The sequence below is a fragment of the Corynebacterium belfantii genome, assembly GCF_041898185.1.
Taxonomy (GTDB): Bacteria; Actinomycetota; Actinomycetes; order Mycobacteriales; family Mycobacteriaceae; genus Corynebacterium; species Corynebacterium belfantii.
Genome location: NZ_CP157823.1, coordinates 355,542 through 382,067, shown reverse-complemented (window position 1 = coordinate 382,067; position 26,526 = coordinate 355,542). Strand labels below are relative to the sequence as shown.

At 55.3% G+C, this 26,526-nt stretch carries 26 protein-coding genes and 2 pseudogenes; 5 read left to right on the top strand and 23 right to left on the bottom strand.

The genetic code is table 11. The features are described from left to right. The first annotated feature begins 14 nt into the window (after positions 1 to 14). Positions 15 to 287: pseudogene (locus ABMV07_RS02040) on the top strand (ArsR/SmtB family transcription factor). On the opposite strand, the gene ccsB reads toward ABMV07_RS02040, so the two are convergent. The 6 genes from ccsB to hemL are packed head-to-tail and all read right to left on the bottom strand — an operon-like array spanning position 284 to position 6,039. After that, positions 284 to 1,183 (bottom strand): c-type cytochrome biogenesis protein CcsB, encoded by a 900-nt coding sequence (gene ccsB, locus ABMV07_RS02035; RefSeq protein ID WP_088266428.1) that lies wholly within the window; start codon positions 1,181 to 1,183, stop codon positions 284 to 286. The pseudogene ABMV07_RS02040 and the gene ccsB overlap by 4 nt on opposite strands. 8 nt (positions 1,184 to 1,191) lie before the next feature. Continuing rightward, positions 1,192 to 2,784, bottom strand: coding sequence for a cytochrome c biogenesis protein ResB (locus tag ABMV07_RS02030; protein ID WP_088266427.1), 1,593 nt, complete (start codon positions 2,782 to 2,784; stop codon positions 1,192 to 1,194). 8 nt (positions 2,785 to 2,792) lie between these two features. Then, positions 2,793 to 3,584 (bottom strand): cytochrome c biogenesis CcdA family protein, encoded by a 792-nt coding sequence (locus ABMV07_RS02025; protein ID WP_374064839.1) that lies wholly within the window; start codon positions 3,582 to 3,584, stop codon positions 2,793 to 2,795. Further along, positions 3,581 to 4,141 carry a TlpA disulfide reductase family protein gene (locus ABMV07_RS02020; RefSeq protein ID WP_088266425.1) on the bottom strand — a complete coding sequence of 187 codons (561 nt, stop codon included), beginning with the start codon at positions 4,139 to 4,141 and terminating at the stop codon, positions 3,581 to 3,583. Before ABMV07_RS02020 ends, ABMV07_RS02025 begins: the two co-directional genes overlap by 4 nt. Then, entirely contained in the window at positions 4,142 to 4,750 is a 609-nt protein-coding gene (locus ABMV07_RS02015) for a histidine phosphatase family protein (RefSeq protein ID WP_088266424.1), read from the bottom strand. After that, complete coding sequence (hemL, locus tag ABMV07_RS02010) at positions 4,747 to 6,039, bottom strand: glutamate-1-semialdehyde 2,1-aminomutase (RefSeq protein ID WP_196977180.1); 1,293 nt, start codon at positions 6,037 to 6,039, stop codon at positions 4,747 to 4,749. The genes ABMV07_RS02015 and hemL overlap by 4 nt, the downstream gene beginning before the upstream one ends. Positions 6,040 to 6,069: 30 nt before the next feature. Here hemL and ABMV07_RS02005 point away from each other — a divergent pair. Then, a pseudogene (locus tag ABMV07_RS02005) lies at positions 6,070 to 6,826 on the top strand (NAD(P)-dependent oxidoreductase). Here ABMV07_RS02005 and ABMV07_RS02000 read toward each other — a convergent pair. Both ABMV07_RS02000 and hemE read right to left on the bottom strand, forming a co-directional pair. Next, a complete protein-coding gene (locus tag ABMV07_RS02000; RefSeq protein ID WP_088266422.1) occupies positions 6,809 to 8,161 on the bottom strand; it encodes a protoporphyrinogen oxidase in 1,353 nt (450 codons plus the stop codon). The pseudogene ABMV07_RS02005 and the gene ABMV07_RS02000 sit on opposite strands and share 18 nt — an antisense overlap. A gap of 15 nt (positions 8,162 to 8,176) precedes the next feature. Continuing rightward, positions 8,177 to 9,214, bottom strand: coding sequence for a uroporphyrinogen decarboxylase (gene hemE, locus ABMV07_RS01995; RefSeq protein WP_088266421.1), 1,038 nt, complete (start codon positions 9,212 to 9,214; stop codon positions 8,177 to 8,179). A 62-nt stretch (positions 9,215 to 9,276) separates the two neighbouring features. Between hemE and ABMV07_RS01990 the strand changes: the two genes are divergently transcribed. Beyond that, positions 9,277 to 10,395: a DUF418 domain-containing protein gene (locus ABMV07_RS01990; protein WP_088266420.1), complete on the top strand. Its 1,119-nt coding sequence runs from the start codon at positions 9,277 to 9,279 to the stop codon at positions 10,393 to 10,395. Here ABMV07_RS01990 and ABMV07_RS01985 read toward each other — a convergent pair. The 7 genes from ABMV07_RS01985 to ABMV07_RS01955 form a co-directional block, all read right to left on the bottom strand. Then, complete coding sequence (locus ABMV07_RS01985; protein ID WP_088266419.1) at positions 10,373 to 12,889, bottom strand: heavy metal translocating P-type ATPase; 2,517 nt, start codon at positions 12,887 to 12,889, stop codon at positions 10,373 to 10,375. The genes ABMV07_RS01990 and ABMV07_RS01985 overlap by 23 nt on opposite strands. Beyond that, entirely contained in the window at positions 12,882 to 13,364 is a 483-nt protein-coding gene (locus ABMV07_RS01980) for a hypothetical protein (RefSeq protein ID WP_088266418.1), read from the bottom strand. The genes ABMV07_RS01985 and ABMV07_RS01980 overlap by 8 nt, the downstream gene beginning before the upstream one ends. 13 nt (positions 13,365 to 13,377) lie before the next feature. Beyond that, entirely contained in the window at positions 13,378 to 14,370 is a 993-nt protein-coding gene (gene hemB / locus ABMV07_RS01975; protein WP_374064838.1) for a porphobilinogen synthase, read from the bottom strand. After that, the gene (locus tag ABMV07_RS01970; RefSeq protein WP_374064837.1) at positions 14,367 to 15,992 is read right to left on the bottom strand and encodes a uroporphyrinogen-III synthase; all 1,626 of its coding nucleotides are present in this window, start codon (positions 15,990 to 15,992) and stop codon (positions 14,367 to 14,369) included. The genes hemB and ABMV07_RS01970 overlap by 4 nt, the downstream gene beginning before the upstream one ends. Before the next feature lie 60 nt (positions 15,993 to 16,052). Then, positions 16,053 to 16,937 carry a hydroxymethylbilane synthase gene (gene hemC, locus ABMV07_RS01965; protein WP_196981132.1) on the bottom strand — a complete coding sequence of 295 codons (885 nt, stop codon included), beginning with the start codon at positions 16,935 to 16,937 and terminating at the stop codon, positions 16,053 to 16,055. Next, complete coding sequence (locus tag ABMV07_RS01960) at positions 16,934 to 18,250, bottom strand: glutamyl-tRNA reductase (protein ID WP_088266441.1); 1,317 nt, start codon at positions 18,248 to 18,250, stop codon at positions 16,934 to 16,936. The genes hemC and ABMV07_RS01960 overlap by 4 nt, the downstream gene beginning before the upstream one ends. 116 nt (positions 18,251 to 18,366) lie before the next feature. Beyond that, complete coding sequence (locus ABMV07_RS01955) at positions 18,367 to 18,603, bottom strand: glutaredoxin family protein (protein WP_088266414.1); 237 nt, start codon at positions 18,601 to 18,603, stop codon at positions 18,367 to 18,369. 71 nt (positions 18,604 to 18,674) lie between these two features. Between ABMV07_RS01955 and ABMV07_RS01950 the strand changes: the two genes are divergently transcribed. Then, complete coding sequence (locus ABMV07_RS01950; protein WP_088266413.1) at positions 18,675 to 19,718, top strand: HAD-IB family hydrolase; 1,044 nt, start codon at positions 18,675 to 18,677, stop codon at positions 19,716 to 19,718. Here the strand turns inward: ABMV07_RS01950 and ABMV07_RS01945 are convergent. The 6 genes from ABMV07_RS01945 to ABMV07_RS01920 form a co-directional block, all read right to left on the bottom strand. Further along, the gene (locus ABMV07_RS01945) at positions 19,684 to 20,553 is read right to left on the bottom strand and encodes a thioredoxin domain-containing protein (protein WP_197690811.1); all 870 of its coding nucleotides are present in this window, start codon (positions 20,551 to 20,553) and stop codon (positions 19,684 to 19,686) included. The genes ABMV07_RS01950 and ABMV07_RS01945 overlap by 35 nt on opposite strands. A 79-nt stretch (positions 20,554 to 20,632) precedes the next feature. After that, positions 20,633 to 20,734, bottom strand: coding sequence for a 30S ribosomal protein bS22 (locus ABMV07_RS01940; protein WP_003402602.1), 102 nt, complete (start codon positions 20,732 to 20,734; stop codon positions 20,633 to 20,635). Positions 20,735 to 20,942: 208 nt separating this feature from the next. Next, positions 20,943 to 21,134: a helix-turn-helix domain-containing protein gene (locus ABMV07_RS01935; protein WP_088266411.1), complete on the bottom strand. Its 192-nt coding sequence runs from the start codon at positions 21,132 to 21,134 to the stop codon at positions 20,943 to 20,945. Positions 21,135 to 21,388: 254 nt separating this feature from the next. Next, positions 21,389 to 22,192: a pyrroline-5-carboxylate reductase gene (proC, locus tag ABMV07_RS01930; RefSeq protein ID WP_199325324.1), complete on the bottom strand. Its 804-nt coding sequence runs from the start codon at positions 22,190 to 22,192 to the stop codon at positions 21,389 to 21,391. Between the two features lie 42 nt (positions 22,193 to 22,234). After that, the gene (locus ABMV07_RS01925; RefSeq protein WP_088266409.1) at positions 22,235 to 22,858 is read right to left on the bottom strand and encodes a hypothetical protein; all 624 of its coding nucleotides are present in this window, start codon (positions 22,856 to 22,858) and stop codon (positions 22,235 to 22,237) included. A 5-nt stretch (positions 22,859 to 22,863) separates the two neighbouring features. Then, the gene (locus tag ABMV07_RS01920; RefSeq protein ID WP_088266408.1) at positions 22,864 to 23,820 is read right to left on the bottom strand and encodes a Ppx/GppA phosphatase family protein; all 957 of its coding nucleotides are present in this window, start codon (positions 23,818 to 23,820) and stop codon (positions 22,864 to 22,866) included. A gap of 32 nt (positions 23,821 to 23,852) precedes the next feature. Here ABMV07_RS01920 and ABMV07_RS01915 point away from each other — a divergent pair, with 32 nt between their 5' ends. Next, positions 23,853 to 24,722, top strand: a complete 870-nt coding sequence (locus ABMV07_RS01915; RefSeq protein WP_196977171.1) for a hypothetical protein — start codon at positions 23,853 to 23,855, stop codon at positions 24,720 to 24,722. Here ABMV07_RS01915 and ABMV07_RS01910 read toward each other — a convergent pair. Continuing rightward, positions 24,685 to 25,365: a response regulator transcription factor gene (locus ABMV07_RS01910; RefSeq protein WP_088266406.1), complete on the bottom strand. Its 681-nt coding sequence runs from the start codon at positions 25,363 to 25,365 to the stop codon at positions 24,685 to 24,687. The two genes, ABMV07_RS01915 and ABMV07_RS01910, sit on opposite strands and share 38 nt — an antisense overlap. Beyond that, positions 25,365 to 26,519: a cell wall metabolism sensor histidine kinase WalK gene (locus ABMV07_RS01905; protein ID WP_088266405.1), complete on the bottom strand. Its 1,155-nt coding sequence runs from the start codon at positions 26,517 to 26,519 to the stop codon at positions 25,365 to 25,367. Before ABMV07_RS01905 ends, ABMV07_RS01910 begins: the two co-directional genes overlap by 1 nt. Between the last annotated feature and the right edge of the window lie 7 nt (positions 26,520 to 26,526).

Sequence of the window (26,526 nt, the reverse complement as noted above, 5' to 3'; positions counted from 1 at the left end):
TATATAGTTCATGTATGCAATCCGTTAAGGTGGCCGCCCCTTATTAAGGTGCTCTCAGATCCAACACGCCTCCAACTACTCTACTTGGTAGCAGAAAATCCCGAACGACTCTGATGTGTTGACCTCTCAGAGGCGCTTGCCGTCTCGGCACCCACGGTCACACACCACATGAAAAAAACTCGCCGATGCCAACCTCGTCACCCCGCCACAAACGTGACAAATGGGCATATTACGAGATAGTCAACGACGAGTTCGCCCGCGTACACGAGCTCATCCGGACGCTCTAATTCAGGCCAGCATAAGAGTGCAGGCCTGACACCACAATATTAATAAAGAACAAGTTAAACACCATGGTTACCAATGCCACGATATTGATCCATGCAGCCTTGGTGTCACGCCACCCCGCGGTAGCACGAGCATGCAGATAAGCCGCATACAAAATCCAGGTAATGAACGCGACAGTCTCCTTAGGATCCCAACCCCAGAAACGACCCCACGCGCTCTCCGCCCAAATAGCACCAAGAACAATACCCAAGCCAAAAACTGGCACAGTCACAATGGCCGTACGGTAAGCAATCGCATCCAACGTCTTAGCAGATGGCAACGGCGACGTTAAAGCCGCAAGACGCTTGTTCTTGCTCATACGCAGCAGATACAACAAGGACGCCACGCCCGAAATCAAACCAATCGACGCACCAATGGAAACCGTCGATACGTGAATTGGGAACCAGAACGACTGCAAAGCAGGAACCACTGGAGCAGAATCCGCATACAGCTTGGTGCCACCATAAAACAGCAAGGCCAACACTGGGGTAAGCACCCACGGCCACATAACCCGAAGCTCATGGCGCTGCAAGAAACCAGCAGCCACAGCAACGGCAAACACGCTGATCACCAAAATGTACTCATAGAGGTTTCCGAAAGGGAATCGGCTCGCCGACAAACCACGCAACACCACGGAAGCAATGTGGACGAAAACACCAAGCCACACAATCATCTGCGTCATACCAGCGAACTTATCCGCCGATTCCGTGGAGGGCTCTAGGCCTTCACGCTGCTGATCGATGATTCCCTTAACCTTCATGTAGTACACGATGGATAACACCAACGCGATGAAGTAAATAACGAAGCTCGATGCGAAAGCCATATCTGATAGCTGCGCAAGGTTCGAGTTGACGTTCATAGCACCTCTTATCTCCCTAGCTCCGGATCAGAATACTCTGGATCCGGCAATCCGAGAATTTCACGGTGAATTCTGTCATATTCCTCGCCCCAACCTGCGCGGTCGGTACGCGCCAAACCACCCGTCTCAATTTGGGTAACCGATGGACTGACCGGACGCAAACGCACCCAAATACGACGGCGCTTAATCACCAAGGAACCTGCAAGCGAGCCCAAAGTGATAATCGAGAACAAAAGAGTCCATACCTGTGTGGGATCATGACTGATCTGATAATTGGCAAACTCCTCAGCACCCTCAAATGTCACAACGGTGCCATCATCAAGTGTGACCGACTCCCCCTTTGTAAGGTTAACCCGCTCCAGTCGCTGCAACTGTCCCGAATGCACAAGTGAGGTATCCAACTTGAAGAGGTTCTGCCCCTTACCGGAATCAAGACCATTGTCACCACGGTAAACGTCGATAGCAACGGCGGGATCCGTCATCGCAGGGAACCGCGACGTCAATAATTCATGGTTCTCCCCCTCCCACGAAGCAGTCGGGGCAAAAAGACCCTGAATAGCAAGCTGGTGCTGACGGCGGTCATAAACCGAGTCATACATACCCGCCGGCGGATCAAAACGCATCACGCCATCAGACAAGAAGAAAGTCGGATCCGTTGGCTGCCACTGCACAGTCTGCGTACGCTTTTCACCATTAGGCCACTGAACGCTAAACGTCGGCGCATAGCCATGCCCCTGCAAATACACGCGGTCACCAGCAATACGCAGCGGATGATTCACACGCAACGAATAGTCATCCCACGTAGAAATATCATCGAAAATTCGATCACCCTGCGCATACGACACATTCGAGCTAAACATCTTAGCTTGACCATTCGGCAAATAATCAGCCGTAAAATCATGCGCCACAAAACAAAACGGATTCAACCCAGTGCCATCGAAAACCGGCCCGGCGCGGAAAGAATCATAGTTAGCGGTAGCTGTGTTACAGAACTCGGTGCTCTTTTTATCACCAGTAACAATGATGACCTGCCCCTCATAGGAAAACATCTTGCCCACCGCGATGGCAGCCAGCATTCCCACCAAGCCGAGGTGGAAAGTCAGGTTGAAAAACTCACGCAGATAGCCTCGCTCGGCAGAAAACGAAACAGCGCCAGCACGGTCTTGGTCGGCGGAGTATTCCGCTACGTGCCAGCCTTTGAAGTGGCTACGGATGTCGATTTCGTGGATAGGCTTATCGACGCTCCCCACCCCGTGCATTGGCAAGCGATCCAAGTTTTTAGGTGCTCGGACTGGCTGCGCCTTCATAGCTTTGTAGTGATCCCATGAGCGCGGAATGATACAGCCAATAAGCGAAAGAAACAGCAACCCGAAGATAGCGTTGAACCACGTCGAGCTGAAAACGTCGAAAAGCTGAAGCTTGTCGTAGATCTCCGCAATCTTGCCGTTGTTTTGAATGTACTCAATAACTTTTGACTCATTGAGCGACCGCTGAGGCAACAAAGCCCCCGGTATCGCGGCAACCGCCAAAATGAATAACAGGGCAAGAGCCGTACGCATACTGGTCAGCCAATGCCAAGCCTTTTTTAAATAACGCACCATGATTCCTTTTAAATCAACGTGGCACCGTACTCGACGGTCCATTGACGTACCCAGTTAATAAAATGAGCCCACTGCCCAGACACCAACGCCAGCCCCACCAAAACCAACGCACAACCGCCGATGGTTTGAATAATGCGGGAATACTTACGCAAACCCATCATCACGCGAGCAGAACCCAACGCAACAATAAGGAAAGGAATGCCCAAACCCACGCAATAACCAATAATGAGCAGCACACCCCGCAACGCGGTCATCCCCTCAGTACCTGCGGAAACAGAAATAATTGCGGCGAGCGTAGGCCCCAAACAAGGAGTCCAGCCCAAAGCGAAAACTCCACCCAGAAGCGGGGCACCCAGAATTGTCGACCACCGACGAGGTGCAAAACGACGTTCCTCCTGCAACATCGGAACCGCACCCATGAACACAAGCCCCATGACGATAGTGACCACACCGCCGATACGCATCAAGGTGTCAGCATTTAATGTCAGAGCACTAATCGCACCAAAAACAGTGGCCGTGCCCAAGGTGAACACCACCGTGAACCCAAGGATGAACAACAAAGCCGCACCAACAACTCGCCATCGACGAGTGTGCACCCGAGGGCCAGTCTCGCTGAGCTCGACTTCTGCGCCCACAACGCCTGCAAGATAGGACATGTAACCAGGAACGAGCGGGATGACGCAGGGGCTCGCAAAGGAAACAAAACCTGCCAATGCAGCGGCCAAAATACCTAAAAGGAGAGGACCAGAGGAAGCGGCATCTGCGACGCTTTCCCCTAGTCCACTAGCGAGAATAGTCATGAGAGAGAATCAATAACCTTGATCAGATCCTGGGCAGTTACCTCACGGAGGAACACTGCCGCTGGGCGGTGCTGCTTATCCAAAACGATGGTAGTAGGAACAACAGAAGCAGGCACGCCACCCAACTGAGCTGCAGTTTTAAATGGTGGATCGTAAATGCTGGGATAGGTGATGCCGTTATCTTTGACAAAGTCTTGGGCAATGTTCTTGCTGTAATCGCGCACATTGATACCAACAACAGTGCCCTTGTCTCCCAGATACTCGTGTACTTCTTGGAGATCATCCGACTCGCTACGGCACGGAGCACACCACTGCCCCCACGCATTGAGCACCACAATCTTGTCCTTGTAATCGGACAAGGATACGGAATCGGAGGTAAGGCCCTCGCCACGGATCTCGCTCACAGGGGCACGCTCGCCCTCATCGTAAAAGATTTCCGTCTTGCCACCAGGCGAATGGAACTGGAATGTTCCGCCCACTGCCACCGCATCCTGACCTGCTGAGCCACACGCAGAAAGCAGCATGGCAGCAGCAAGCACGCACACGAGTTTTTTCATCTAGATCTCCTGCGCTGGTTCGGTATAAATGTAATCGACAACATCGCGGCCACGGAACACCAACGAGCTGACGCTGGCCAGATCGCACTGGCGAACTGCTGGATTATGTGCCAAAGACTTGCCCTGTACGTGGCGCTGAACGCACACGATAGGAAGCTGGTGGCTCACAATGATCGCCTCGTGGCCTTCGGCCTCTTCGCGGATGTCCCAAATTGCATCCATCATGCGCTCAGCAATGTCCTCATAGTGCTCACCCCAGCTTGGCAGCAACGGGTTGACCATGAGCGGCCAGCGAACTGGGTTCCACAGTTGAGAGCGAACACCCTTAACATGCAGGCCTTCGAATTGGTTGCCCGCCTCCAACAGGCGATCGTCGATACGCACGTCGAGGCCCAACGTTTCCGCGAATGGCTGCGCCGTTTCCTGGGCGCGCTCCAAAGGAGAGGAGTACAACGCCACCACGTCATGCCCAGAAAACGACGCCGCCGTGCGCGCCGCCATGCTGCGTCCACGTGAGGACAAGTGATAATCAGGGATCCGTCCGTACAAAATACGCTCAGGATTATGAACCTCTCCGTGGCGGACGAGGTGAACAATAGTAGTTGTCATTTTGCCTTTCCTGCGGCTTGAGCTGCGGGGCGAAGCGCCTTTTCGATCTTCTCAAAATCATCGTCGGTCAACGCCGCAGAGACAAACCACGTCTCAAAAACGCTAGGTGACGCATAAATGCCGTTATCCAACAACGCATGGAAAAACGCGGGGAAACGGAACGTATCCGCAGCCTTCATATCATCAAAGTTGTGGCCCTCGCCCTCAGCGAAACGAACCGACAACATCGTGGCAGCACGCTGAATATGGTGCGCAACACCCTCACGATCCAACGCCTCGTGTAACAACCCAGCCAAGCGATCCGCATTAGCGCGCACCGTGTCATACACCTCAGGGGTGGCAAGCTCCAACGACTTCATACCAGCCGCCATCGCCACCGGATTACCCGACAACGTACCCGCCTGGTACACAGGCCCCTCAGGGGCAAGGTAGCGCATAATGTCCGCGCGACCACCAAAAGCAGCGGCTGGAAGACCACCGGAAATCACCTTGCCAAACGTGGTGAGGTCGCCCGCAACACTATCGACGCCATACCAACCGTTATACGAGGTACGGAAGCCCGTCATCACCTCATCCAAGATCAGCAGCGCACCATGCTCATGCGCTACCTCTTTGAGCTTGGCATTGAAGTTATCCTGCGGTGCCACAGTACCCATGTTTCCGGCGGCGGCCTCGGCAATCACACAAGCGATCTGATCAGGATGCGCCTCAAAAGCGGCACGGACTGCCTCAATGTCGTTATAAGGAACCACGATGGTATCGGCAGCCGACGCGCCCGTCACACCAGGGGAATCTGGCAACGCGAACGTCGCAACGCCCGAACCCGCAGAAGCCAACAGCGCATCCACATGACCGTGGTAGCATCCATCAAACTTGATGATCTTCGGACGGCCAGTAAAGCCACGCGCTAACCGCACCGCCGACATCGTAGCCTCAGTGCCAGAATTGACCATGCGGACTTCCTCCACGGAAGTACGGTCCACAATCATCTCCGCGATCTTGACCTCGGCCTCCGTCGGAGCACCGAAAGACAAACCGTTGGTTGCGGCCTTCTGCACAGCCTCAACGATCTCTGGGTGCGCGTTACCCAACAACATTGGGCCCCACGAACACACCAAGTCGACGTACTCGTTGCCGTCTACGTCGTAAAGCTTGGATCCCTTCGCCGACTGAATGAAACGGGCGTGACCACCCACTGAGCCGAAAGCGCGCACAGGGGAATTCACACCACCGGGAGTGAATTGCTGAGCGCGCGCGAAAAGTTCCTGAGATCGTTGCGTAGAAGTCATGCCGACCATCCTACTGTCTATCATGGGCACATGAAGATCACATTTATTGGAACCGGACGCATGGGCACCGAATTGGCCCTCCATTTACTCGACCACGACCTCACCGTCTGGAATAGAACCCCGAAAAAGCACAACGGCTTATCGACGCCGGCGCACGCTTCGGCAAAGACACCAGCAACGCCGACGTCGTTATTACCTCACTCTTCGGACCCGACACTGTCCGCGAAATACTCCCCGACATAGGCGATGCACTCTGGATCGACACCACCACTGTCTCCCCCACCGACGCAGCAACACCCGTGTTCGGCACCCTAGGGCCAGCACGCGCCGGAAAACTCGGAGTCTACGTCGGCGGACCACGCGCAGCCGAAGCAGCAGGCATCGTACGGCCTTGGGCCGACCCCGAACGCCTAAAGATCGTCGAGACTGCTGCCCCAAGCAGCCACCGGAAAACTCCTCGCCAACCTCGCACTCGCCGTCAGTGCTCAAGGCCTCCGCGAAGCCCTCGACCTCGGACATGCAGCAGGGTTAGAGTCCGAAGACATCCTCTCCATGCTCGACTCCACTGGGCTAGCCTTCATCAAAAACATGAAAGCCCCCCTTCATCCTCGGCGAACGCGGCACCACCCCCGGTGATTTCAGCGCAGACGCCATCGCCAAAGACGTCCGCCTCATGCTCGACACCGCAGATAAAGATCTCCCCGCAGCCCGCGCAGCACTGGCCTCCTTGGAGGACAAACAGCGCGCAGGCCACGGGGACGAAGATTTCTCAGTGATCTTCCAGTAGCTTTGCCACCTTAGTTGCAGAATCAATCACCGCAGGAACACCCACACCATCGGCCCAAGCGCCGGTGGCATAAATACCCTCTGGCAGTGCATCCTTAATCGCAGCCACAAGATCGCTATGCCCTGGGCCATACACCGGCAATCCGCCAAACCAACGCTGCACATAGATCTCCGACAGCCCAGCCGCACGGCCATCAAAACCCGTAATAGTCTGAAGATCATCAAGTGCGGTATCCACCAGCAGGTCTTCGTCGGCACGCGTAATAGCATCATCGCCAAAACGGCCAAACGACGCACGCACCAACGCGCCACCGCGCTGCCCCAAATGCGGCCACTTCTTCGAAGAAAATGTAAACGCCTTCGCAGTAACCTCTGCATCCGTAGCAACCAAAATGCCCGAATTATCCGGCAGCCCCTCCGCGGAATCGAACTTCATGCCCACCACCGCAGAGCTCGCCAACTTGATGTTCTTTAGCAACGTCGACGCCTCCGGCGCCACAGACTTCAACAACATCGCCGCCGTCGGAGCCGGAACCGCCACAATCACCTTGTCAAACGTTCCCTCAGCACCCGTCAGCGTGAAACCATCCTTCCGCTGAATGCCAGTAATAAAGGCATCAATGTGGATCTTCGCACCCGACTTCTCCGCCAGAGCCTCATACAGCTCCGCATAACCACTAGGGAAAGCCGCAAAAACACTCGGCTTATAACCACGGGCCTTATTACGCTTCTCACGATCAGCCATAATCGACTGCACCGCAGCAGTAATCGTGACCGGCTTGCCTTCTTCTTTCAGACGATCCAACGCACTCGCCAACTGCGGAACAGTGTCCCGCAACGAAAGATCATCAGAAGTCGAAGAATACACACCACCCTGCAACGCCGACACCACGTGATCCACGAGGTCATCGCCAAAGCGCTCACGCAAAACCTCCCCCAGAGTCACCTCCTGAGGCCAGTCCATGGAACCAGATTCGGCGTCGATACGCGCGGCAGTCTCCGCACTCACCAACTTTTCCAAACCCTTCGACGACCCCGGAATCCCCATCACCGTATTCATCGGCATCGGATGCAGCTCGCCATTGACATACAACAACGAGGGCAACCCCGAAGGCGATACAACCTCAAGACCTAACTCCTTGAAAAAGGCCGTCGTGTCCTCCCGGAACGCCAAATACGCCTCCGCACCCATATCCGTAGGGCCAGACTGAAACGCAACCGTATGCAGCTTGCCACCAATACGGTCAGTCGCCTCGAAAACCGAAACATCATGGTCACGAAGACGATACGCCGCAGTCAAACCCGCAAGCCCCGCACCAATGATCGCAATACGCACGTTGAAAGTCCTTCTCTAGAAAGCATGGATGATCTCGACAGCACGAGTAATCGCATCGGGATCAGTATTCGGTAAAACGCCATGTCCAAGATTAAAAATATGGCCAGTTGCATGACCCGCCGCAATCGCACGATCCGCCTCGGCACAAATACGAGCAATCTCACGACGCATAACATCCTCAACAGCAAACAAAATGGCCGGATCCAAATTACCCTGCAGCACCTTCGGCGACACCATCCGCTGCGCAGCCACATCAAGCGGCACCCGCCAATCGACGCCCACCACTTCGCTACTAGCCTCACTCATCGCCGTCAGCAACTCCCCAGTGCCCACACCAAAGTGAATCCGAGGGACATCGCCAACCTGCGCAAGAATCTCCATAGAATAGGGCAGCACAAACTCGCGATAATCCCGCTCAGACAAAAAGCCAGCCCACGAATCAAACAGCTGCATAGCCTGCACACCAGCATCAATCTGAGTACGCAAGAACTGCACAATAGAAGGAACCAAACGCTGCATCAACAGATGCCACGACTCTGGGTCTTGGTGCATCAGCGACTTAGTCTTCTCATGGTTCTTACTCGGACCACCTTCAACCAAGTAGCTCGCCAACGTAAAAGGCGCACCAGCAAAACCAATCAGCGTTTGCGCGTCGTTAAGCTCCTCGCGAATGATGCCAATGCCTTCAGCAACCTCGTGGACATCGTGGTCCAAGATCGGAAGATTCTGAATATCGTGGCGAGTAAGCAACGGATGATCCATAACCGGACCACGGCCAGGGACGATCTCTACATGAACACCTGCAGCTTTAAGCGGAACGACAATGTCAGAAAACAAAATCGCAGCATCCACATCGTGGCGTCGCACCGGCTGCAAAGTGATTTCTGCCAGCATATCGGGCCGGAAACAGCTATCCAGCATGCTGACCCCCTCACGAAGCTCACGGTACTCGGGCAAGGAACGTCCAGCCTGGCGCATGAACCAAACAGGGCGGCGGTGCGGAGTCACACCGGCCGCGGCGTCAAGAATAGGATTGGGCATGCCACCCATCATGCCCAACTTTTGGATGATATGAAAGCAAGGCGTACCTACTTGGATACTTTAATATCTAACCCATGGATCAAAATCGACCCCGCATGATGGCCCCCGACGTGGCCCGCGGCCTCGCACTACTCGGAATCGCCATGGCGAACATCCCCTCAGCGTGGATGGGAGTAGGAATTTTCGGCCCAGTAAACTCCACGCTCGATAAAATCGCAGTGCTGTTCTCCGCTATGTTCGTCCATAACCGCGGCCTGCCTATGTTCTCTACGCTGCTCGGATTCGGCGTCGGTTTGATCACCATCAGCATGATCCGCAAACACTTCAGCCTTTCCCAAGCCCGAGGTGCACTGATCAAACGCTACCTGTTCCTCACCATGTTCGGCATGATTCACTGCCTCCTACTCTTCTATGGCGACATCATGACTTTCTACGGCCTTGCAGCCGTCCTCATCGCAACCATGCTGCCGCTTAAAGACACAACCATTCGACTGATCGCCTACATTCTGTTCGGTCTTACTGGTATCTTCGCGGCCCTCCTGCTGGCATTCCCCACCGCAGCACAAATCTTGACCAGCGATGCAGGCATGGCATCAGAAACAGCCCTAGAGTATTACGGCACAAACGTAGTTGTACTTATTTCAAGCCTCGTCATGTTCCCGCTCCAAGCAATGCTCTATCTGCCCATCATGCTCATCGGCTACAGCTGGGCTAGGCGCGGCGTACTAGCAGACGTACACCAACACCGCACCGAACTTCTCATCTGGTCCGGCATCGCAATCGCCATCATTATCGGAATCGGCATTCCATGGGGCCTTACCCAAGCCGATACTTTCACAATCCTCAACTTCTCTATCGGACAGCTCTCCGGACCAGGCATTCTGGCCATCTGCGCCCTTAGCGTCGACAAGATCAAACCATCATGGCTCACCCCCTTTGCCACCTTGGGTAAGCGCTCCATGAGCGGCTACCTCATGCAGTCGATCCTGTGCTACCCACTATTTTTAGGATTCACATTGGGGATTAAGGCATCGGCAGCCGGCATCCTTGCAATAGCCTTCGGCGTTTGGCTAGTTACGCTGCTCCTTGCGTGGGCCTTAGAAAAGAAGAACCTGCGGGGACCATTCGAATGGCTCCACCGCAGGTTGTCATACGGACCAACACTTCAGCTTACAAATTCCTCGTCCACGTAGAACGCACTTCGATCACGATGGTCGCACCCAACATAAACAGGCTTGCGATCATCGGGTGCAAGACTCCGGAAATAGCGGCAATAATCGCCGCCACGTTATATACCCACGCAAAACCAAGATTTGAGCGAATACGACGGTTTAGTCGACGCGCAAAGGTAAACAAGCGTGGGATGGGGGCAACGTCGTTTTTGAGCATGATGACGTTAGCAACGGGGTGCTCAATAGCTGCCGAGCTCTTCGACATCGCATCAATCAAAATGCCCACATTAGCCACACGGAAACAATCATTGATGGAATCGTCTCCCACCACCGCAATCGTGGCACCGTGGTTACGCACAGAGCGTACTGTCTGCGGCTTTTGACCAGGCTGAATGCCCGCCAGCACGTGAGAAACCCCCACGCTATCGCCGTATCGACGCGCCACTGGGTAGGTATCACGGCTCAGCATCATCGTCTCGATACCTTGAGCTTCCAAGTCATCGACCGCATCCACAGCATCATCTTTAGCCGCATTAAACAAAGTGATAACACCACGATCCTTGTTCTTCCAGCGCACCACCAACGGAGAACTACCCGACTCCGCGGCAGCAGCAAGGCGACCATCAAGCGCAGACAAGCTGCGAGGACGCCACAACACGGCCTCCACAGAGCGCGTCTCATCACCCACGGGAAGTTCCACGAAACCGCGGAAACTACCTTCCTCATCGATTTCCGAATGCGTCACGTCAATCCACCCAGGGATCGAATCATCAGTCGAAGCATCGCGAGCTTCACGAGCCGCACGCACCAACGCCCGGGATACGGGGTGATCGCTTTCCATCGCCAACGCGCCTGCAACACGCAGCACCAAATCAGGATTTTCACCGCGGTCTGCCGTGACCTTTTCCACCGACATGCCTGCCTTAGATAACGCACCCACTCGGTTGAAAATTACTGTGTCGACCGTATCGATCACACGCAGCGTCTCACCACTTTGGATCAAAACACCCTGACGGGCGGCGTCTTCAATGCTCTTACGCATAGCCAGAGAAGCCGAGGTAGCCAGAGCCACCGGAGAAACAGACCCCAATACCGCCAGCGCGGTAGCAAAAGCTTGATTGAGGTTATTAGTAATCAGCGCCCACAACGCAAAATCCGTGGCCGCAATAACAAAGGAGACAGGCACCAACATCGACGCCGCCCTCGTTGCCACCGCATCCGCATGGTTTTGGTGCACACTTGCCTGCGACACCCATCGCGTAATGCCCGCAAACCATGTGCGGTGACCAGTGTGAAGCACACGAATCTTCAGCGGATTAGAACCATTGACACAACCAGCATAAACATGGTCGTTGACCTTGACCTTCAACCGGCCAATGCCCAAAGCAGTGCCATCGATCGTGGAAGCGCCACCAACAACATAGCCGTCGGCAGGGATCAACGCATAAGGAGCAATGAGGATATCGTCGCCCACGTTGAGCTTCTGGATCGCAACTTCTTCCTTGCGAACCTCACCCGTCTTACGGTTCTTTCCCACCACCGTCACTGTTGACGACGGATTCGGGCGATAACGTTTCAAATCTTCCAAAAGATCCGAACGCGCACGACGCACCAAGATACGTCCCGCCAACAAGATCACAGTCATGCCGCAAGCAACATCGAAAAACAGTGCACCCGAAACAAACTTCGTGGGGTCAATCGCAATCCACTTCGGCTGGGCACGGTACGTAGGATCACCCACCGAAGAAAACAGCATCATCACGATAGACCAACCCCACGCCATCAAAATGGCAACCGAGGAGGCACTATCCAGAGCCGACATGCCCCTGCGCGCACCACCAATCGTGGCACGGTGAAACGGCCACGCACCATAGAGCACCACAGGAAGCGACAGCGCTGCCAGTGCCCACTGCCAATAATCAAACTGCAGTTCCCGCCAAAAGCTCACCGCTAAAACAGGAATCGTGCAGGCAATAGAAGTAAAAAGGCGAGCTTTAGTCATCAACGAACGCGCAGTAAACAACACCTCCGTGGTCTCCACCACCCGGGTTGTCTCATCACGCTTATGCAAAAACCCCTCGCGACGGGCAATTTCGAAGCGACGCGATTCTTCGTCGACACGCGAACCAAAGCGTCGAGCACGCGCACGGCGATACCGACCCTCCTCCACGTCCGTCCACGCCAATCGACGACGCAGCGAAGAATCCGTCAACGTAGCCGTCACACCATGCTGCTGAAAAGCATCCACAATGAGCGTCGGATCCAACGTGCGACTGGCGCTAATCCACGCCATCGACGAAGGATAAACGATCCTAGCATCCACGCCTTCGATCTGCTCGATCGCTTCTTCCAATTCCGAAACCGAAGAGGCACTACCTAACCCCTCCAGCTCAAAGGCGAAAGAAGTACGCCCTTCCTTCGACTGCACAGCGGCAAAAGTTTCGGTATCAATTCCCGCCTTTTGCGCAGCGGATTTGGCCTCCTGGATGGCGTCGTCAAGCGGCGAATCAGTCACGGATCACACCCCACTCCAGCGACTCCTTCTTCTGCGCAAAAATCAAACCAATGATCGCCGCCACGCCACAAGCAATAGACAAACAACCATCAGCCAAGAACCAGCCCTGCGGAATCGACAAGGAAGTGGGCACAATCGCAAACACCGTAATCACGCTAATGCCCAAATAAATTGACACAAACGTCATCGTCTTGCGACACAGCTGCGCAAACCGCCCACCCTGGCGAAACGTAGCAACAAACCACGCAAACAACCCAAGGAACCCAAGCAAAAACAGCACCGACATAACAACGCCTATCGACGCCGCCATCTCTGGAACCGCCTGTCCATTCATCCGCTTTTCCAATTCCGCCATCAACTGACCACGGTTAAAAAATGCAATAACGCCACCAAGGATCTGATGAGCTGCGTTAATCGCCAGCGCCGTCCACCACGATGCGGCGGCCCAACGCACGGCCTCGGGTTGAGTTGTCACTCGACGTGCTCCCTTAAAGTTTTCGTGCTGCTTCTACAGCAAAGTATGTCAGGATTTGATCCGCACCGGCACGTTTAATAGAAATCAGAGACTCCATCATCACCCGATCCAGATCCAACCAGCCGTTCGCAGCAGACGCATGCAACATCGCATACTCGCCAGAAACCTGGTAAGCCGCCACCGGAACCGACGACGTAGACGCTACCTCAGCAAGCACATCCAAGTACGGCATAGCAGGTTTGACCATCACAAAATCCGCACCTTCCTCAATGTCCAGATCGACTTCGAGGGTCGACTCACGGAAATTAGCAGGATCTTGCTGGTAAGCACGGCGATCACCCTGCAAAGAAGAGCCCACAGCATCACGGAAAGGACCATAAAACGCCGACGCATACTTTGCGGAATACGCCATGATCGCAACATCCTGGAACCCTGCGGCGTCGAGAGCCTCACGGATAGCTAAAATTTGACCGTCCATCATGCCCGACGGGCTCACAATATGAGCACCCGCTTCAGCTTGGGCAACCGCCATCTTCTGATATAACTCAACCGTTGGATCATTGTCCACAATGGTGGCGCCGAAACGATCCGTGGTCAAAATGCCACAGTGACCGTGATCAGTAAACTCATCCAAGCACGTATCCGCCATGATGAGCACCTGATCGCCGAACTCCTGACGAAGCGCACGCACACCGCGGTTCAAAATGCCCTCGGGATTCCACGCTTGCGCCCCAGTAGCATCTTTATCGGAATCCAGTGGCACACCGAAAAGATCCACGCAGCGAATACCCACCGAGATCGCCTCGTGGACAGCCTCAATGAAGGATTCCATAGTGTGCTGGTAAACCCCTGGCATCGACTCGATCTCCCGAGGAACATCGATACCATCAGCGATAAACATCGGCAGAATCAAATCAGCCGGACGCAGCGTGGTTTCCGCAACGAATTCACGCATCACCGGAGTCGAACGAAGCCGACGAGGACGACGAATAAGATCTAGATTCATACTGTACCTTCCTTAGATTTGTGACGAGCCCGACGCTTCTTACGCGGCGGCGGCAACTCACCGGCAGCCCGCAGACCCTCCACGTGCTCCACCAGCGCATCCACAAGAGCCGGAACGTTAGCCACCTCGGGGATGACGTCGACACGCAGCCCTTGCTTCTCCGCCTCCGCAGCGGTCATCGGCCCAATACACGCAATAATCGTGCGTGCATGCGGCTTACCCGCAATACCCACCAAATTGCGCACCGTCGACGCAGAGGTAAAACACACCGCATCAAAATCGCCAGACTTAATCATGTCGCGGACTTCCGCACTCGGCGGCGCGGCACGCACCGTACGATACGCCACCACATCATCAACCTCCCACCCAAGGTTGACCAAACCATCAACCAGCACATCAGTGGCAATATCCGCACGCGGCAGCAACACCCGACCTACCGGGTCCAAGCCCTCCACATAATTAGGGAAAACCGACACCATACCCGCTGCATTATGCTCCTTACGCGGCGGAATCAACTCAGGAGTAATACCGAACTCACGAACCGCCGCAGCAGTCTTAGCACCCACAGCAGCAATATGAACCCCAGCAAACGCCCGAGAATCCAAACCAAATGATACGATCTTCTCCCGCACAGCCTTAACAGCATTCACGCTGGTAAACACCACCCACTGGTAGCGCCCCTCCACAATGCCCTTAATCGCACGCTCCAACTGCGCCGGATTACGCGGCGGCTCCACAGAAATAGTAGGAACCTCATGCGCAATAGCACCATAGGCGGCAATTCGACTGCTCATCGGACCAGCCTGATCCTTCGCACGGGGGACTAACACCCGCCAGCCAAACAACGCGCGGGTTTCCCACCACGAAAATGTACTGCGATCCGATACGCCCACTGTGACCACAAGAGTGCCATCGAGCTCCTGCTTGACCAGCGACTTCATAGTTTTAAGCGTGATGTCAAAGCTGCGCTGCAAACGAGTCGTGCCGTTCATAGTCACCGTCACCGGTGTGCTCGCCGGAAGTTTACGATCCTTCAACTCCGTAGCAATGGTCAACAAGTCGTCTTTACTCGCCTGCAAAATCAACGGCAGCGGGGCGGTTGCCAACTGATCCCAGTTAGTATCTTCACTCACCGTGGTCTTGGTATAAGAATCACCCAACGTAATACCCGCGAAAGCAGGAACCGCAGCCGGCAACGACATACCTGGCACAATTTGGAAATCCGCGCCCATCTGAGTAACCGCCGTGATCTCATCGAGCGTGCGAGAATCCGCTAACGGATTTCCCTGCACCAAGCGAATCACATCACCGTGGTCCAACAGTGGCAGGAGCACCGCCATCACCTCATCGACGCTCGCCTCAGCGGAAACCTCAGTGATTTCCGCAGCGCACATGCGCTCATACTCTGCTTCGGCCGCATCAAGTTTGGCCTGCGGTACCTCAAGATGTTCAGCAATAACTGCGCGAATACCTACACCAACAGTGGAATCCACCACTGCATTGGCAGTAGAGCCCAGCACCTCGCGGGCTCGAACCGTCAAAAGATCTGGGTTGCCGGGACCGGCGCCGACGAAGATGACACGTCCTCGCGTTGAGTGCTCAGGCTTCATGATTAATCGCATTTCTAGGCTTGCTGCCGATAGAAGGAAACTAAAGCCATAACCATAATTGAAGTTACGGAATTATCCCAAGATGGTCGCAGCACCATCAGCAATCAAAGCACGCGTAAGCTCCTCCGCCAACGCAACATTCTCCGCTACTGGCGCAGATAGTTCACGACGAACCACCTTCGAACCATCCAAAGCAATCACAGCTGCGGTCAACGTCAGCGTGCCGTCGTTAAGCGTTGCATGCGCAGCCACCGGAGCCGTACATCCCGCCTCAAGGCGATTAAGAACTACACGCTCAGTAACAGCGCACACCTGTGCTTGCTCGTCGCAGATAGAATCAATCGCTTCACGGGCATACGCATCATCTGCTCGGCACTCCACCGCCAACGCACCCTGAGCTGGTGCCGGCAAGAAGTCCTGCGGATCAAAAACCTGCGTAGCCTCATCCCCACGCCCCACACGGGTAAGACCTGCATATGCCAACACCACAGCGTCGAGCTCACCGCTGGTTACCTTGCCCATACGGGTATCAATATTGCCGCGCAATGGCACGCACTCAACATCAGGACGCAACGCCTTGATCTGCGAAATACGACGCGGAGCACCCGTGCCAATCAACGCACCAGCAGGCAATTCAGCCAACGACAAGCCATCACGGGCGATCAAACAATCACGGAAATCGGCACGCTTGGGAACAACCAAATGAAACCGCGGATCCAACTCAGTGGGAAGATCCTTAAACGAATGCACTGCAATATCACAGCCACCCGTGTGGAGTTCCTCACGCAGAGCCTGGGTGAACACGCCAACACCAATGCGCTCCACCGGAGCCATGTTCACGTCACCATGAGTAGTCACGATCACCAGTTCTGCCCCATAGGAGCGCAGGTCATCGCGAACATGGCCCGACTGCGTGGTAGCCAACAGGCTTCCTCGGGTGCCGATCTTCAACGTCATCGCTTGTTATTCCTTTCCGGCAGTTCATCCACATTCACAGCAACAGGTGTCGCCTCGACCGCAAGCCCAAAAAGCTCTTGAATGGCCGTGTCATAGGACACCGTGCCTGATTGCGCCGCCAATTCTTTGACTCGAACCGTCGGCTGATGCAGCAACTTATCCACCACACGGCGAACAGTGCGCTGCACCTCTGAGAAGTCGTCTTCATCCATACCTGGCACTCGGGTAGACAACCGCGCTAATTCTGAATCGATCAGACTAGAAGCGTGGCGTCGCAACGCCGCAACCGCGGGTACAACATCCCGAATGCGCTGGGCAGAAGTGTAGGCCTCCAGTTCCTCGGCCACAATGCGCTGCGCTGCATGGTCCTTCGCCTCCCCAGAAGAAGCCACGTCACGAAGTTTTTCAATATTGACCAAGCGCACGCCAGAAACCTCGGCAACATCATCACTAATATCGCGCGGCAGAGAAAGATCAATCATCATTAAATCGCCATGAGCTGCAGGAATGTTCGCAGCCTCGATGGTAAAGGTGTTCGCGCCCGTAGCTGACACCACCATGTCGACGTCGCACAGCACGTCCATACGGCGCTCAAACTCGATAGCAGAAGCTGAAACACCAGCCTCCACCGCATGATCCGCAAGACGCTGTGCACGCTCGAACGTGCGGTTAGCCACCGTAATGTGCTCGATACCAAGGCGGCCCAAATGCGTAGCAGCCAACGACGCCATCGCACCAGCGCCTAGCACCAGCGCACGGCAGCCTGCAAAATTCGTGGCAGACATCTGAGCCAACGCCTCATCGCAGGCAAACGACACCATTGAAGCACCGGCGTCATCAATATCAGTTTCAGTGTGCACACGCTTGCCCGTATGCAACGACGCCTGCACCAAACCATGCAGCGCTGGGCCGACCGTGCCGGCCTCAGTCGCGCTGTGGTAGGCGGTACGCACCTGGCCGATAATCTGCTGCTCGCCAACCACCATGGAGTCCAAACCAGAGGTGACTTCCATCATGTGCTCGGCTGCTGCATCCGCGTAGCGCACATAGAGATAGCCGCGCAGCTCCTCCATGTCCACACCGCTCATATCGTGGAGGACCTCCACCACATCGTTGACGCCGGTATGGAAACTCGACGTCATGGCATAGACTTCAAGCCGGTTACAGGTCGATACGATCATCGCCTCTGCCAGCGATGGGCGTGCTACCAAGTCGGAAACGGTGTTTGTCCGCACCCCATCGTCCATGCTGAGCTTTTCTAGAAGTGCAACGGGTGCCGACCTATGCGACATACCCACCACTAGAACACTCACGCGCTCACCTTTCCGCTCGTTTACCCTCACCACAATATCAACCATAAGAATGATTGATCATTAAACACTCTGGCCTATAGTGACCAATGGCACAACAAAGCCTTGGCTAACTCCCGCTATTGAGCCAGCTCCGCAGCCAATTCCTCATTATCCACTTCCCAACAGGAAAATTCCTCATTGTCGATCACCACGACGGGCACCCGATCACCAAACTCCGAGGCCAACCCCGAATCCGAATCCACATCGACGATAACAAGCTCCGCACCAGCAGCAGCCACCACCGGACGTATCTGAGCTGCTACCCGCGCACAGGAACCGCACGTGCTACGCACCATCAACTCAACCTTGTGCATATCCACCTCTTCACAGTTATCACCACTACGATGGTGAGAAGAATACCCCCTAGAAAGGCGTGAGCGGCACTGTGAGTCAGTCCATCCCAGAACCCCACTGGCACCAGACCCCCCAAGAATTCTTGGCCAGCTGGTCCACTTCACGTGGCAACCTACGCCGGTTCTTCGAGGAACACGCCCTCCCGCCTATCGACGCCCGCACGCAGCGCGAAGCCGGCGAAGCCGCAGCAGAACTCGCCGCCAGCGAACTATTCGGCATCAAACTCGACGAATACACCTCAGGGCTCGATTCTGTGTCTGGCTCCTTCGAAGCCGCCGGCGCCCAGCACGTCACAACAGCCAACCCCGAAATCCCCCAAGACATTGGGGCGGCCGCGTTCTTTGACATCGACAACACGTTGATTCAGGGGTCGTCGCTCGTTGTTTTTGCCATGGGATTGGCCAAGAAAAAGTATTTTAAGCTCAACGAAATCCTGCCCGTTGCATGGAAGCAGATTAAGTTTCGGGTCACCGGCAACGAAAATGCTCACGACGTCGCCGAAGGCCGCCAGCAAGCCCTCGAGTTCATTAAAGGCCGGCGTGTCGACGAGCTCGTAGCCCTGTGCGAGGAGATCGTCGATAACAATATGAGCGAAAAGCTCTGGCCTGGCACCAAACAACTGGCCGACCAGCACATTGCCGACGGCCAACAAGTATGGCTTGTCAGTGCCACCCCCGTGCAACTCGCCCAAGCCCTTGCCAAACGGCTTGGTTTTACCGGCGCGCTCGGCACCGTCGCTGAGGTCAAAGACGGCGTGTTTACCGGACGCCTCGTCGGCGACATCCTGCATGGCCCCGGCAAACTCCACGCCGTGGCCGCGCTCGCAACCATCGAACGCCTTGATTTAAGCCGCTGCACCGCCTACTCGGATTCCATCAACGACGTCCCCATGTTGTCGATGGTAGGAACAGCTGTGGCTATTAACCCCGATCGCCCCCTAGCAAAAGTGGCCAAGCAACACGGCTGGGCAGTTCGCGACTACCGCAGCCTGCGCAAGGCCATTCGCACGTTTGGTATCCCCGCCCTCGTTACTGCCGCCTTTAGTTTTGGCGGATGGAAGGCATGGAAAAGGTAGGAGACTTCTTCAGCTCCGATTCAATCACCTTGATAAATTCCTCCGTGGGCTGGGCACCAGAAATATACTGCGTGCCCACCACAAACGCTGGAGTACCGCTCACGCCCAATCCGTGGGCATAATCAGCGGCCTTGGCCAACACCTCGTCGTAGGTGGAATCTTGCGCCTCCCGTGAGAAGCGCTCCATGTCTTTCACACCCGCGTTGCGCGCAAACCTCTCAAAATCCTTCAAGGTGTTATTCGGGTGACCGCTCACGTTACGAGAAGCCTCAAATAGCGCCTTGCGGAACTCGTCAAACTTGCCCTGAGCAGCAGCGGCACGTCCCGCCTTCGCCGCAGCCAGCGCATGCTCACCATTGACGGGCAAATCATTCCACTCGATACGCACCAAACCCTTGGACACATACTCTTCCATCAGCGTTGGCTCGGTCTGATTAGACCAGCGGGCACAGAAGGGGCACTCGAAGTCAGAGAATTCCGTAATCACCAGCGGCGCATCAACCGCACCCACGGCAAAGGGATCTTTCGCGTTACGACGGTGCACATTGAGGATGTCATCAGCCGACTTGAGTTCTTTAGCAGGACCAAAAATTGTCGCATCGAAGGAACCGTCGGCAAGCGGCGTAGGACCGTCGAGGCCCTTTGTGCCAGGTGTTGCATTCGCCGACCCCGCCTTACCACTAAAACCAGGTGGCAAATCAGTCGCTGTTTTTTCGGCCTGGGTACCTGCCGACTTATTGCCGAGAATATACGCACCTCCCGCCACCACAATCAACACAACAATGGCGAGAATCGCAATAAGACTGCGACGCACTGACTTCTGCATGAAGTACATCCTTTCCTAAACGCTCTTCGCAGAATACAAAACCGCCCAAGGAACTAACATTCCTTGGGCGGAAAAAGAGCCAAGAGGCTTACTTACCGAGTTTTCTACGCTGAACACGGGTGCGGCGCAGCAACTTGCGGTGCTTCTTCTTGGACATGCGCTTGCGGCGCTTCTTGATGACAGAACCCATAACGGTTTCCCTCGCTTCATAGATTGGTGTACGTACTTCCCTGTCAGAAGCCCCACGGTCTTTCGCGCGGCCGAAGTGCACATCCGCCCGCAGGTTGGGGCTCGATTCTGACACGAATGCTAACAAGCATACCGAGCGCCCCACTACTGACCAAAATCAACACCCACCCGACGATTCGGAATAGGTGCCACTTTAAGGACTCAGCGCCTTAACCCACGTTGTAGTAGGAGGAATCGAGGTACTCATTCACAGCCTTTTCATGCACACGGAAGCTACGTCCTACGCGCACAGCAGGCAGCTCACCGGAGTGAACCAAGCGGTACACGGTCATTTTAGAAACGCGCATGATCTCCGCGACCTCAGCAACTGTGAGGAATGAGCCATTATTTTCTCTAGCCATATTTACCTAACCCTTCAGCAAGTCGCGCGCTGCAGGCTTCCCCTCCCACAGAACGATCACGCACGTGCTCGAATCAGCTTAGCGCGAATCGTGTGACAGGTGCGACCCAACGAGACACTCTGGATAAAGTTAATCAACTCTAATCACATGCGCCCCGTCGATATCATCTAAAAACCACAGGCCACAGGGGTTTGCTGGAAAACAACATAATGCAACCTTCAAGTAGAGGTTAAAGAAAGAGGGGCACATGCCCCCTAGCCCAAAGAACTGTTGCGTGTCGCCGCAGCAGTCGCTGCACGATAGACCGCAGCCCGCAAACCGCTTTCCTCAAACTCCCGAATAGCAGCAATCGTAGTACCGCCAGGCGAGCTCACATTTGCACGCAATACTGCCGGTTCCTCACCTGTTTGCTCCAACATCGTGGCAGCGCCAGCAAAGGAAGAAACAGCCAAGTTTTTCGCCTTATCACGTGGTAGACCAAGGAACACGCCGGCGTCGATAAGCGCCTCAACCATCAAAAAAAGATACGCAGGAGAAGAACCCGACAACGCCACCACCGCGTCCATACTCGATTCCTCGATGACCTCCACGCTGCCCACAGCCTCCAACAGCTGCGTTAACGACGCCACCGTGTCCTCATCGGCATAACGCCCAGGGGCCACCACGGACATACCCCTACCCACCAACATAGGAGTATTAGGCATCACACGGATAACAGGGGAACCTGCGGCAAGGCTCTCCTCGATCATGGCGTTGGTCACGCCAGCGGCCATCGACACGATAGTGGTGCTGGTGTTGTTATCTACAACCTCTGCGATTTCTTCCACAACGGGAATGACCTGCTGCGGCTTCACGCACAAAAACACCATGTCTACGTCGTCAACAGCGGCAACATTTTCCAAGAAGGTCAACACACCATAGCGTTCTTTGAGCTCTTGGGCACGCTCAGCATTGCGATTAGTCACATGAATATCTTTTGGACTCATGCCACTAGCCACAAGGCCCGAAATCAAAGCCTCGCCAATCTTGCCGCCACCAATTACTGCGATTGAAGTCATGGCGAACACTCTGCCACGAAGTCCTCACAGTGGGCAACCAGTTTAAGAAACCAACATGGGCACAAAAGTGACGGCCACGCCAGCGCAACCAGCCCACACCATGCTGCGACGATCGCTTTCCGTACGTAGAACATGAGCAACTGTGATCATGGCAGCAATAACCGCCAACGCCAACAGGCCTACGACCTTGCGGGAGTAGTTATCCCACAGGTAGCCAAAGCCAAGGAAGATTCCCACGCCAACGATAACGCCAACCAAAGCAAGACCTACAACACCAGCGACGGAAACCGGCTCGTCGTCTTCCCAGAATTCTTCCTCATCGTCGGCTTCTTCCTCGACGACCTCTTCAGGTTCTTCTTCCAGCTCAGCAGCCGGAACTTCAGTCTGAACAGCAGGGAAGCTATCGGTGGTCAACCGCACCGGATCGTCCTCATTCACCACGCTCAGCACGATGGTTTCCTCGGTGCTTGGCGTATCAATGGGCTCATTGGAGTGCTTCGGCTCAGCTGGCTTTGCCTTCACCTTGGGGATATTGCCCGTCAGCTCAGCGACCGAAACACCGCCTTCCTCAAGGTTACGGCGACGACGACGTGGAGTTTCGGAGGTTGCTTCAGCTTTGCCGGAACGTGCCAGCAGTTCTGCAACGGTGAGTTGTTTCTCGCTCATGTCTCCTACTCATCTCCTTTTGAGGTTTCTTCTGGCACAATACCCTGTTCCGTGCGTCGAAGTATGACTCCCTCGCGCAAAGCCCACGGGCAAATCTCTAACCGCTCAATGTTAAGCGCACGCATCGCCGCCTCAGCGACCAACGCGCCGGCAACAATCTGATGCGAACGATCTGAGCTTACCCCCTCTAGCTCCGCACGATCCGCAGCAGTCATACGAGAAATAAACGCAATCAGCTGCCTCAACCCCGGCGCGGTCAGATCGCGCGTAACAAAAGGTCCTGCCGACGACGGCGCCGATCCCGTCAATCGAGCGAGTGTACGAAACGTTTTTGACGTTCCCACCGCAAGGCGCGCTGGGCCGTAGGCGTTGACTTGTTGGGCGACGTCGACAAGCTCGGCGTCGATAAAATCACGTAGGACGTTGATTTTCTTTCTAGCAGGTGGGTCCGTATCGAACCATTGGTGCGTCAACCGTGCTGCACCCAAGTCAAGGGAGAAGGCAGCATCGGGCTCTTCGTCCATGCCGGTCGAGATTTCTAATGACCCACCGCCGATGTCCAGGTTGGTGATCCGACCAGCCGACCAGCCGTACCAACGACGCACCGCGAGGAAGGTCAATCGGGCCTCGTCTTTACCGGAGAGGACCTCGAGGCGCACCCCCGTCTCGCGTTCCACTTGGGCGAGAACATCATCCGAATTGGTTGCTGATCGCACCGCGGAGGTAGCAAAAGACATCAGTTCATCGCAGCTCAAGCGCTGCGCCAGTTCTGCGGCCTCTCCGACCGCCGACACCAGCTTGCGTACCCCCGTTTCAGTGATAGCCCCCGAGGCGTCAAGGTACTCCACCAGCTTCAAGGTGGTCTTCCAATCGCTCATCGGAGCGGGGCGCCCACCTTGTGACGCATTCACCGCCACAAGATGAACCGTGTTACTGCCAACGTCCAATACACCTAATCTCACGCCATTTAGGTTAGACGGTATAGCCTAAACACGTGAAGTATCTCGGTTTTCCTGCCATGTCCCCCGCTGCCGCATCTATTCGCCGCGGCGACGAGCTTCCCCCCGATTTCCCACGTCAATGGTATGAATTTACCAATCCGGAGGATCCCCTCCACCAGTTTTCTATTGATTTAACGTGGCTGGAATCCTCCTACCGATGCGCGTTTGGCACGTCGGCATGCCACGGCATTGATGCCGCACAGCCGACTGTGGGGTGCTGTGTGCATGGGGCGTTTCTTTCCGATGAGGAAGACCGCGATCAGCTTTATGCCGCCGTAGAAAAGATGCCGGCACGGTATTGGGAGCTGCGCCCCGCGGGTGTCGACGCCTACCTCGCAGACCCAGACCCCACCCAGATTGAGCCGTGGTTGGTGTGGGACGAACTCGATGACGAGGAGGGAAACCCCGAACCGGCGCTGAAAACCACGCTTGTCGACGGCGCCTGTATCTTTGCCAACCGCAAAAACCCTGGGTGTGCGATCCACCAGTGGGCTCTCGACGCAGGCGAGGATCTCACCGTGGTTAAACCTGAGGTGTGTTGGCAACTACCGCTTCGTCGCCTTGAGGCTTATGAGGATCGCGCCGATGGTGTGGAGATTCTTCGCACCACCATCACCGAATACGATCGTCGTGGCTGGGGAAATGGCGGCGAGGACTTTGATTGGTATTGCACCACCGACCCCCACTGCCATACCTCTGATAAGCCCATGTGGATCACCCACGAGGCGGAGTTGCGAGCACTGATGGGCGATGCCTCCTACGAGGTGCTGGCGCAACACTGCGCGGTGCGCCAAAAAGCAGGTATCCCGCTAGCGCCACATCCGGCTAGTCTTCGTACTTGTAGCCCAGACCCCGCACAGTAATCACGTGGCGTGGCGCTGAGGGTTCTGGTTCAATCTTGGAGCGCAGGCGTTTAATGTGCACATCCAAGGTTTTGGTATCTCCTACGTAGTCGGCACCCCACACGCGGTCGATGAGCTGGCCGCGGGTGAGCACGCGCCCCGAGTTGCGCATGAGGTATTCCAACAGGTCGAATTCTTTTAGCGGCATGGAGATCTCTTCGCCGTCGACGGTGACGGTGTGGCGTTCTACATCCATGTGGATTCGGCCGCTGCCAAGAATCTCATCAGATTCTTCGACCGTCTCCCCGCCGCGACGCAGCACGGCACGGATTCGGGCAATGAGCTCGCGGGAAGAATATGGTTTGGTCACGTAGTCGTCGGCACCGAGTTCTAGGCCTACCACCTTGTCGATCTCCGAGTCCCGTGCCGTCACCATGATCACGGGGACTGAGGATACTGCTCGCAGGCGCTTGCACACATCCGTACCCGACATACCAGGAAGCATGAGGTCAAGCAGCACAATATCGATGGCGTTGCGATCAAACTCCACCAAAGCGCTGGGTCCATCAGCGGCGATTACTACATCAAAGCCTTCCTTGCGCAACAAGAACGCGAGGGGATCGGCTAGCGACTCTTCGTCTTCAACCAACAAGATAGAGGTCATCAATTCTTATCCTTTCGGCGACCCGTGTCAGTTTCATGATAGATCGGAAGCTCGATCGTAAACGTGGAACCAGTTCCAGGACGCGACCACAGCGTGACATCGCCACCGTGATTAGCTGCCACATGCTTGACAATCGCAAGCCCTAATCCCGTACCACCTGTAGAACGCGACCGCGCTTTATCTACGCGGAAGAAGCGCTCAAACACTCGATTTTGGTTCTCCACTGAAATGCCAATGCCATTATCGATAACTCGGATAAGAACACGGCCATCCCGCGAAATCTTGGTTGCCACCGAAATGGGCATTCCCTGTGGCGAATAATTAATAGCGTTGCTAATCAGGTTAGACACCGCCGTGACCAGCAGCGTCATATCCCCCATCACCATCGCATTGCATGGTTTGCCACGGTTGAGCTCAATGCCCGCGTTATCGGCGGCCAGCACATTGCGTGCCAGCGCCTCGTCGATCACGCGATCCACGCTCACCGGCTCTAGATCCGGCAACGCCTCAGCACCTTGGAGCTTGGATAGCGAGATGAGCTCATTAATCATATCGGCAAGACGGTGGGCCTCTTTGTACAGGCGATTACCAAAGTATTCCACCTGCTCTTGATCATCAGAGGCCTCCGTGATGGCCTCCGCCAGCAACGCCATGCCACCCACAGGGGTTTTTAGCTCATGGGACACGTTAGCCACAAAGTCACGACGTGCCGCTTCCATGCGCTGGTTTTCCGACTCATCCGTGCTGTAAATGACCACGTAGCGGTCGTCGACAAGCGTGAGTGGCTTCACCACCGCACGCACCGACGTAATGCGATTACGCCGCTCGTCGATTACCAACTCAATCGCATGAGTTTCTTGGTCTTTATAGGCCTCTTGCGCAAGCTCCCAAATGTCCGGATTAAGCGTGCGCTCATGCACAATTCCCATCTCGTGGGAACGCACATTAGACAATAAAACGGCCCCCGTTGCGTCGATCACCGCCATGCCCGTGGGCGAGCCCTGCACCGTCAAATGCAGCATCTGACTCACAGTGGTGACCTTATTATCCCCCTTTTTCGCCGTGCGATAACTACGGCCGCGCACCCATTTCAACGCAGGTAGGGCGAGGCCCGAAAGGACCACGCCCAACACAAATGCGATAACGACGTACACGTGCCTC

Excerpts from the sequence above, each read along its gene's own strand:
- ABMV07_RS01990 (WP_088266420.1), top strand. The coding sequence starts at position 9,277 with ATGGATCAAAATCGACCCCGCATGATGGCCCCCGACGTGGCCCGCGGC.
- ABMV07_RS01970 (WP_374064837.1), bottom strand. The coding sequence starts at position 15,992 with ATGCGATTAATCATGAAGCCTGAGCACTCAACGCGAGGACGTGTCATC.
- ABMV07_RS01940 (WP_003402602.1), bottom strand. The coding sequence starts at position 20,734 with ATGGGTTCTGTCATCAAGAAGCGCCGCAAGCGCATGTCCAAGAAGAAG.
- ABMV07_RS02025 (WP_374064839.1), bottom strand. The coding sequence starts at position 3,584 with ATGACTATTCTCGCTAGTGGACTAGGGGAAAGCGTCGCAGATGCCGCT.
- ABMV07_RS01935 (WP_088266411.1), bottom strand. The coding sequence starts at position 21,134 with ATGGCTAGAGAAAATAATGGCTCATTCCTCACAGTTGCTGAGGTCGCG.
- ABMV07_RS02030 (WP_088266427.1), bottom strand. The coding sequence starts at position 2,784 with ATGGTGCGTTATTTAAAAAAGGCTTGGCATTGGCTGACCAGTATGCGT.
- hemL (WP_196977180.1), bottom strand. The coding sequence starts at position 6,039 with ATGACTTCTACGCAACGATCTCAGGAACTTTTCGCGCGCGCTCAGCAA.
- proC (WP_199325324.1), bottom strand. The coding sequence starts at position 22,192 with ATGACTTCAATCGCAGTAATTGGTGGCGGCAAGATTGGCGAGGCTTTG.
- ABMV07_RS02015 (WP_088266424.1), bottom strand. The coding sequence starts at position 4,750 with ATGACAACTACTATTGTTCACCTCGTCCGCCACGGAGAGGTTCATAAT.
- hemB (WP_374064838.1), bottom strand. The coding sequence starts at position 14,370 with ATGAATCTAGATCTTATTCGTCGTCCTCGTCGGCTTCGTTCGACTCCG.
- ABMV07_RS02020 (WP_088266425.1), bottom strand. The coding sequence starts at position 4,141 with ATGAAAAAACTCGTGTGCGTGCTTGCTGCTGCCATGCTGCTTTCTGCG.
- ABMV07_RS01925 (WP_088266409.1), bottom strand. The coding sequence starts at position 22,858 with ATGAGCGAGAAACAACTCACCGTTGCAGAACTGCTGGCACGTTCCGGC.
- hemC (WP_196981132.1), bottom strand. The coding sequence starts at position 16,937 with ATGACGTTGAAGATCGGCACCCGAGGAAGCCTGTTGGCTACCACGCAG.
- hemE (WP_088266421.1), bottom strand. The coding sequence starts at position 9,214 with ATGATGGGTGGCATGCCCAATCCTATTCTTGACGCCGCGGCCGGTGTG.
- ABMV07_RS01910 (WP_088266406.1), bottom strand. The coding sequence starts at position 25,365 with ATGACCTCTATCTTGTTGGTTGAAGACGAAGAGTCGCTAGCCGATCCC.
- ABMV07_RS01955 (WP_088266414.1), bottom strand. The coding sequence starts at position 18,603 with ATGCACAAGGTTGAGTTGATGGTGCGTAGCACGTGCGGTTCCTGTGCG.
- ccsB (WP_088266428.1), bottom strand. The coding sequence starts at position 1,183 with ATGAACGTCAACTCGAACCTTGCGCAGCTATCAGATATGGCTTTCGCA.
- ABMV07_RS01945 (WP_197690811.1), bottom strand. The coding sequence starts at position 20,553 with ATGTACTTCATGCAGAAGTCAGTGCGTCGCAGTCTTATTGCGATTCTC.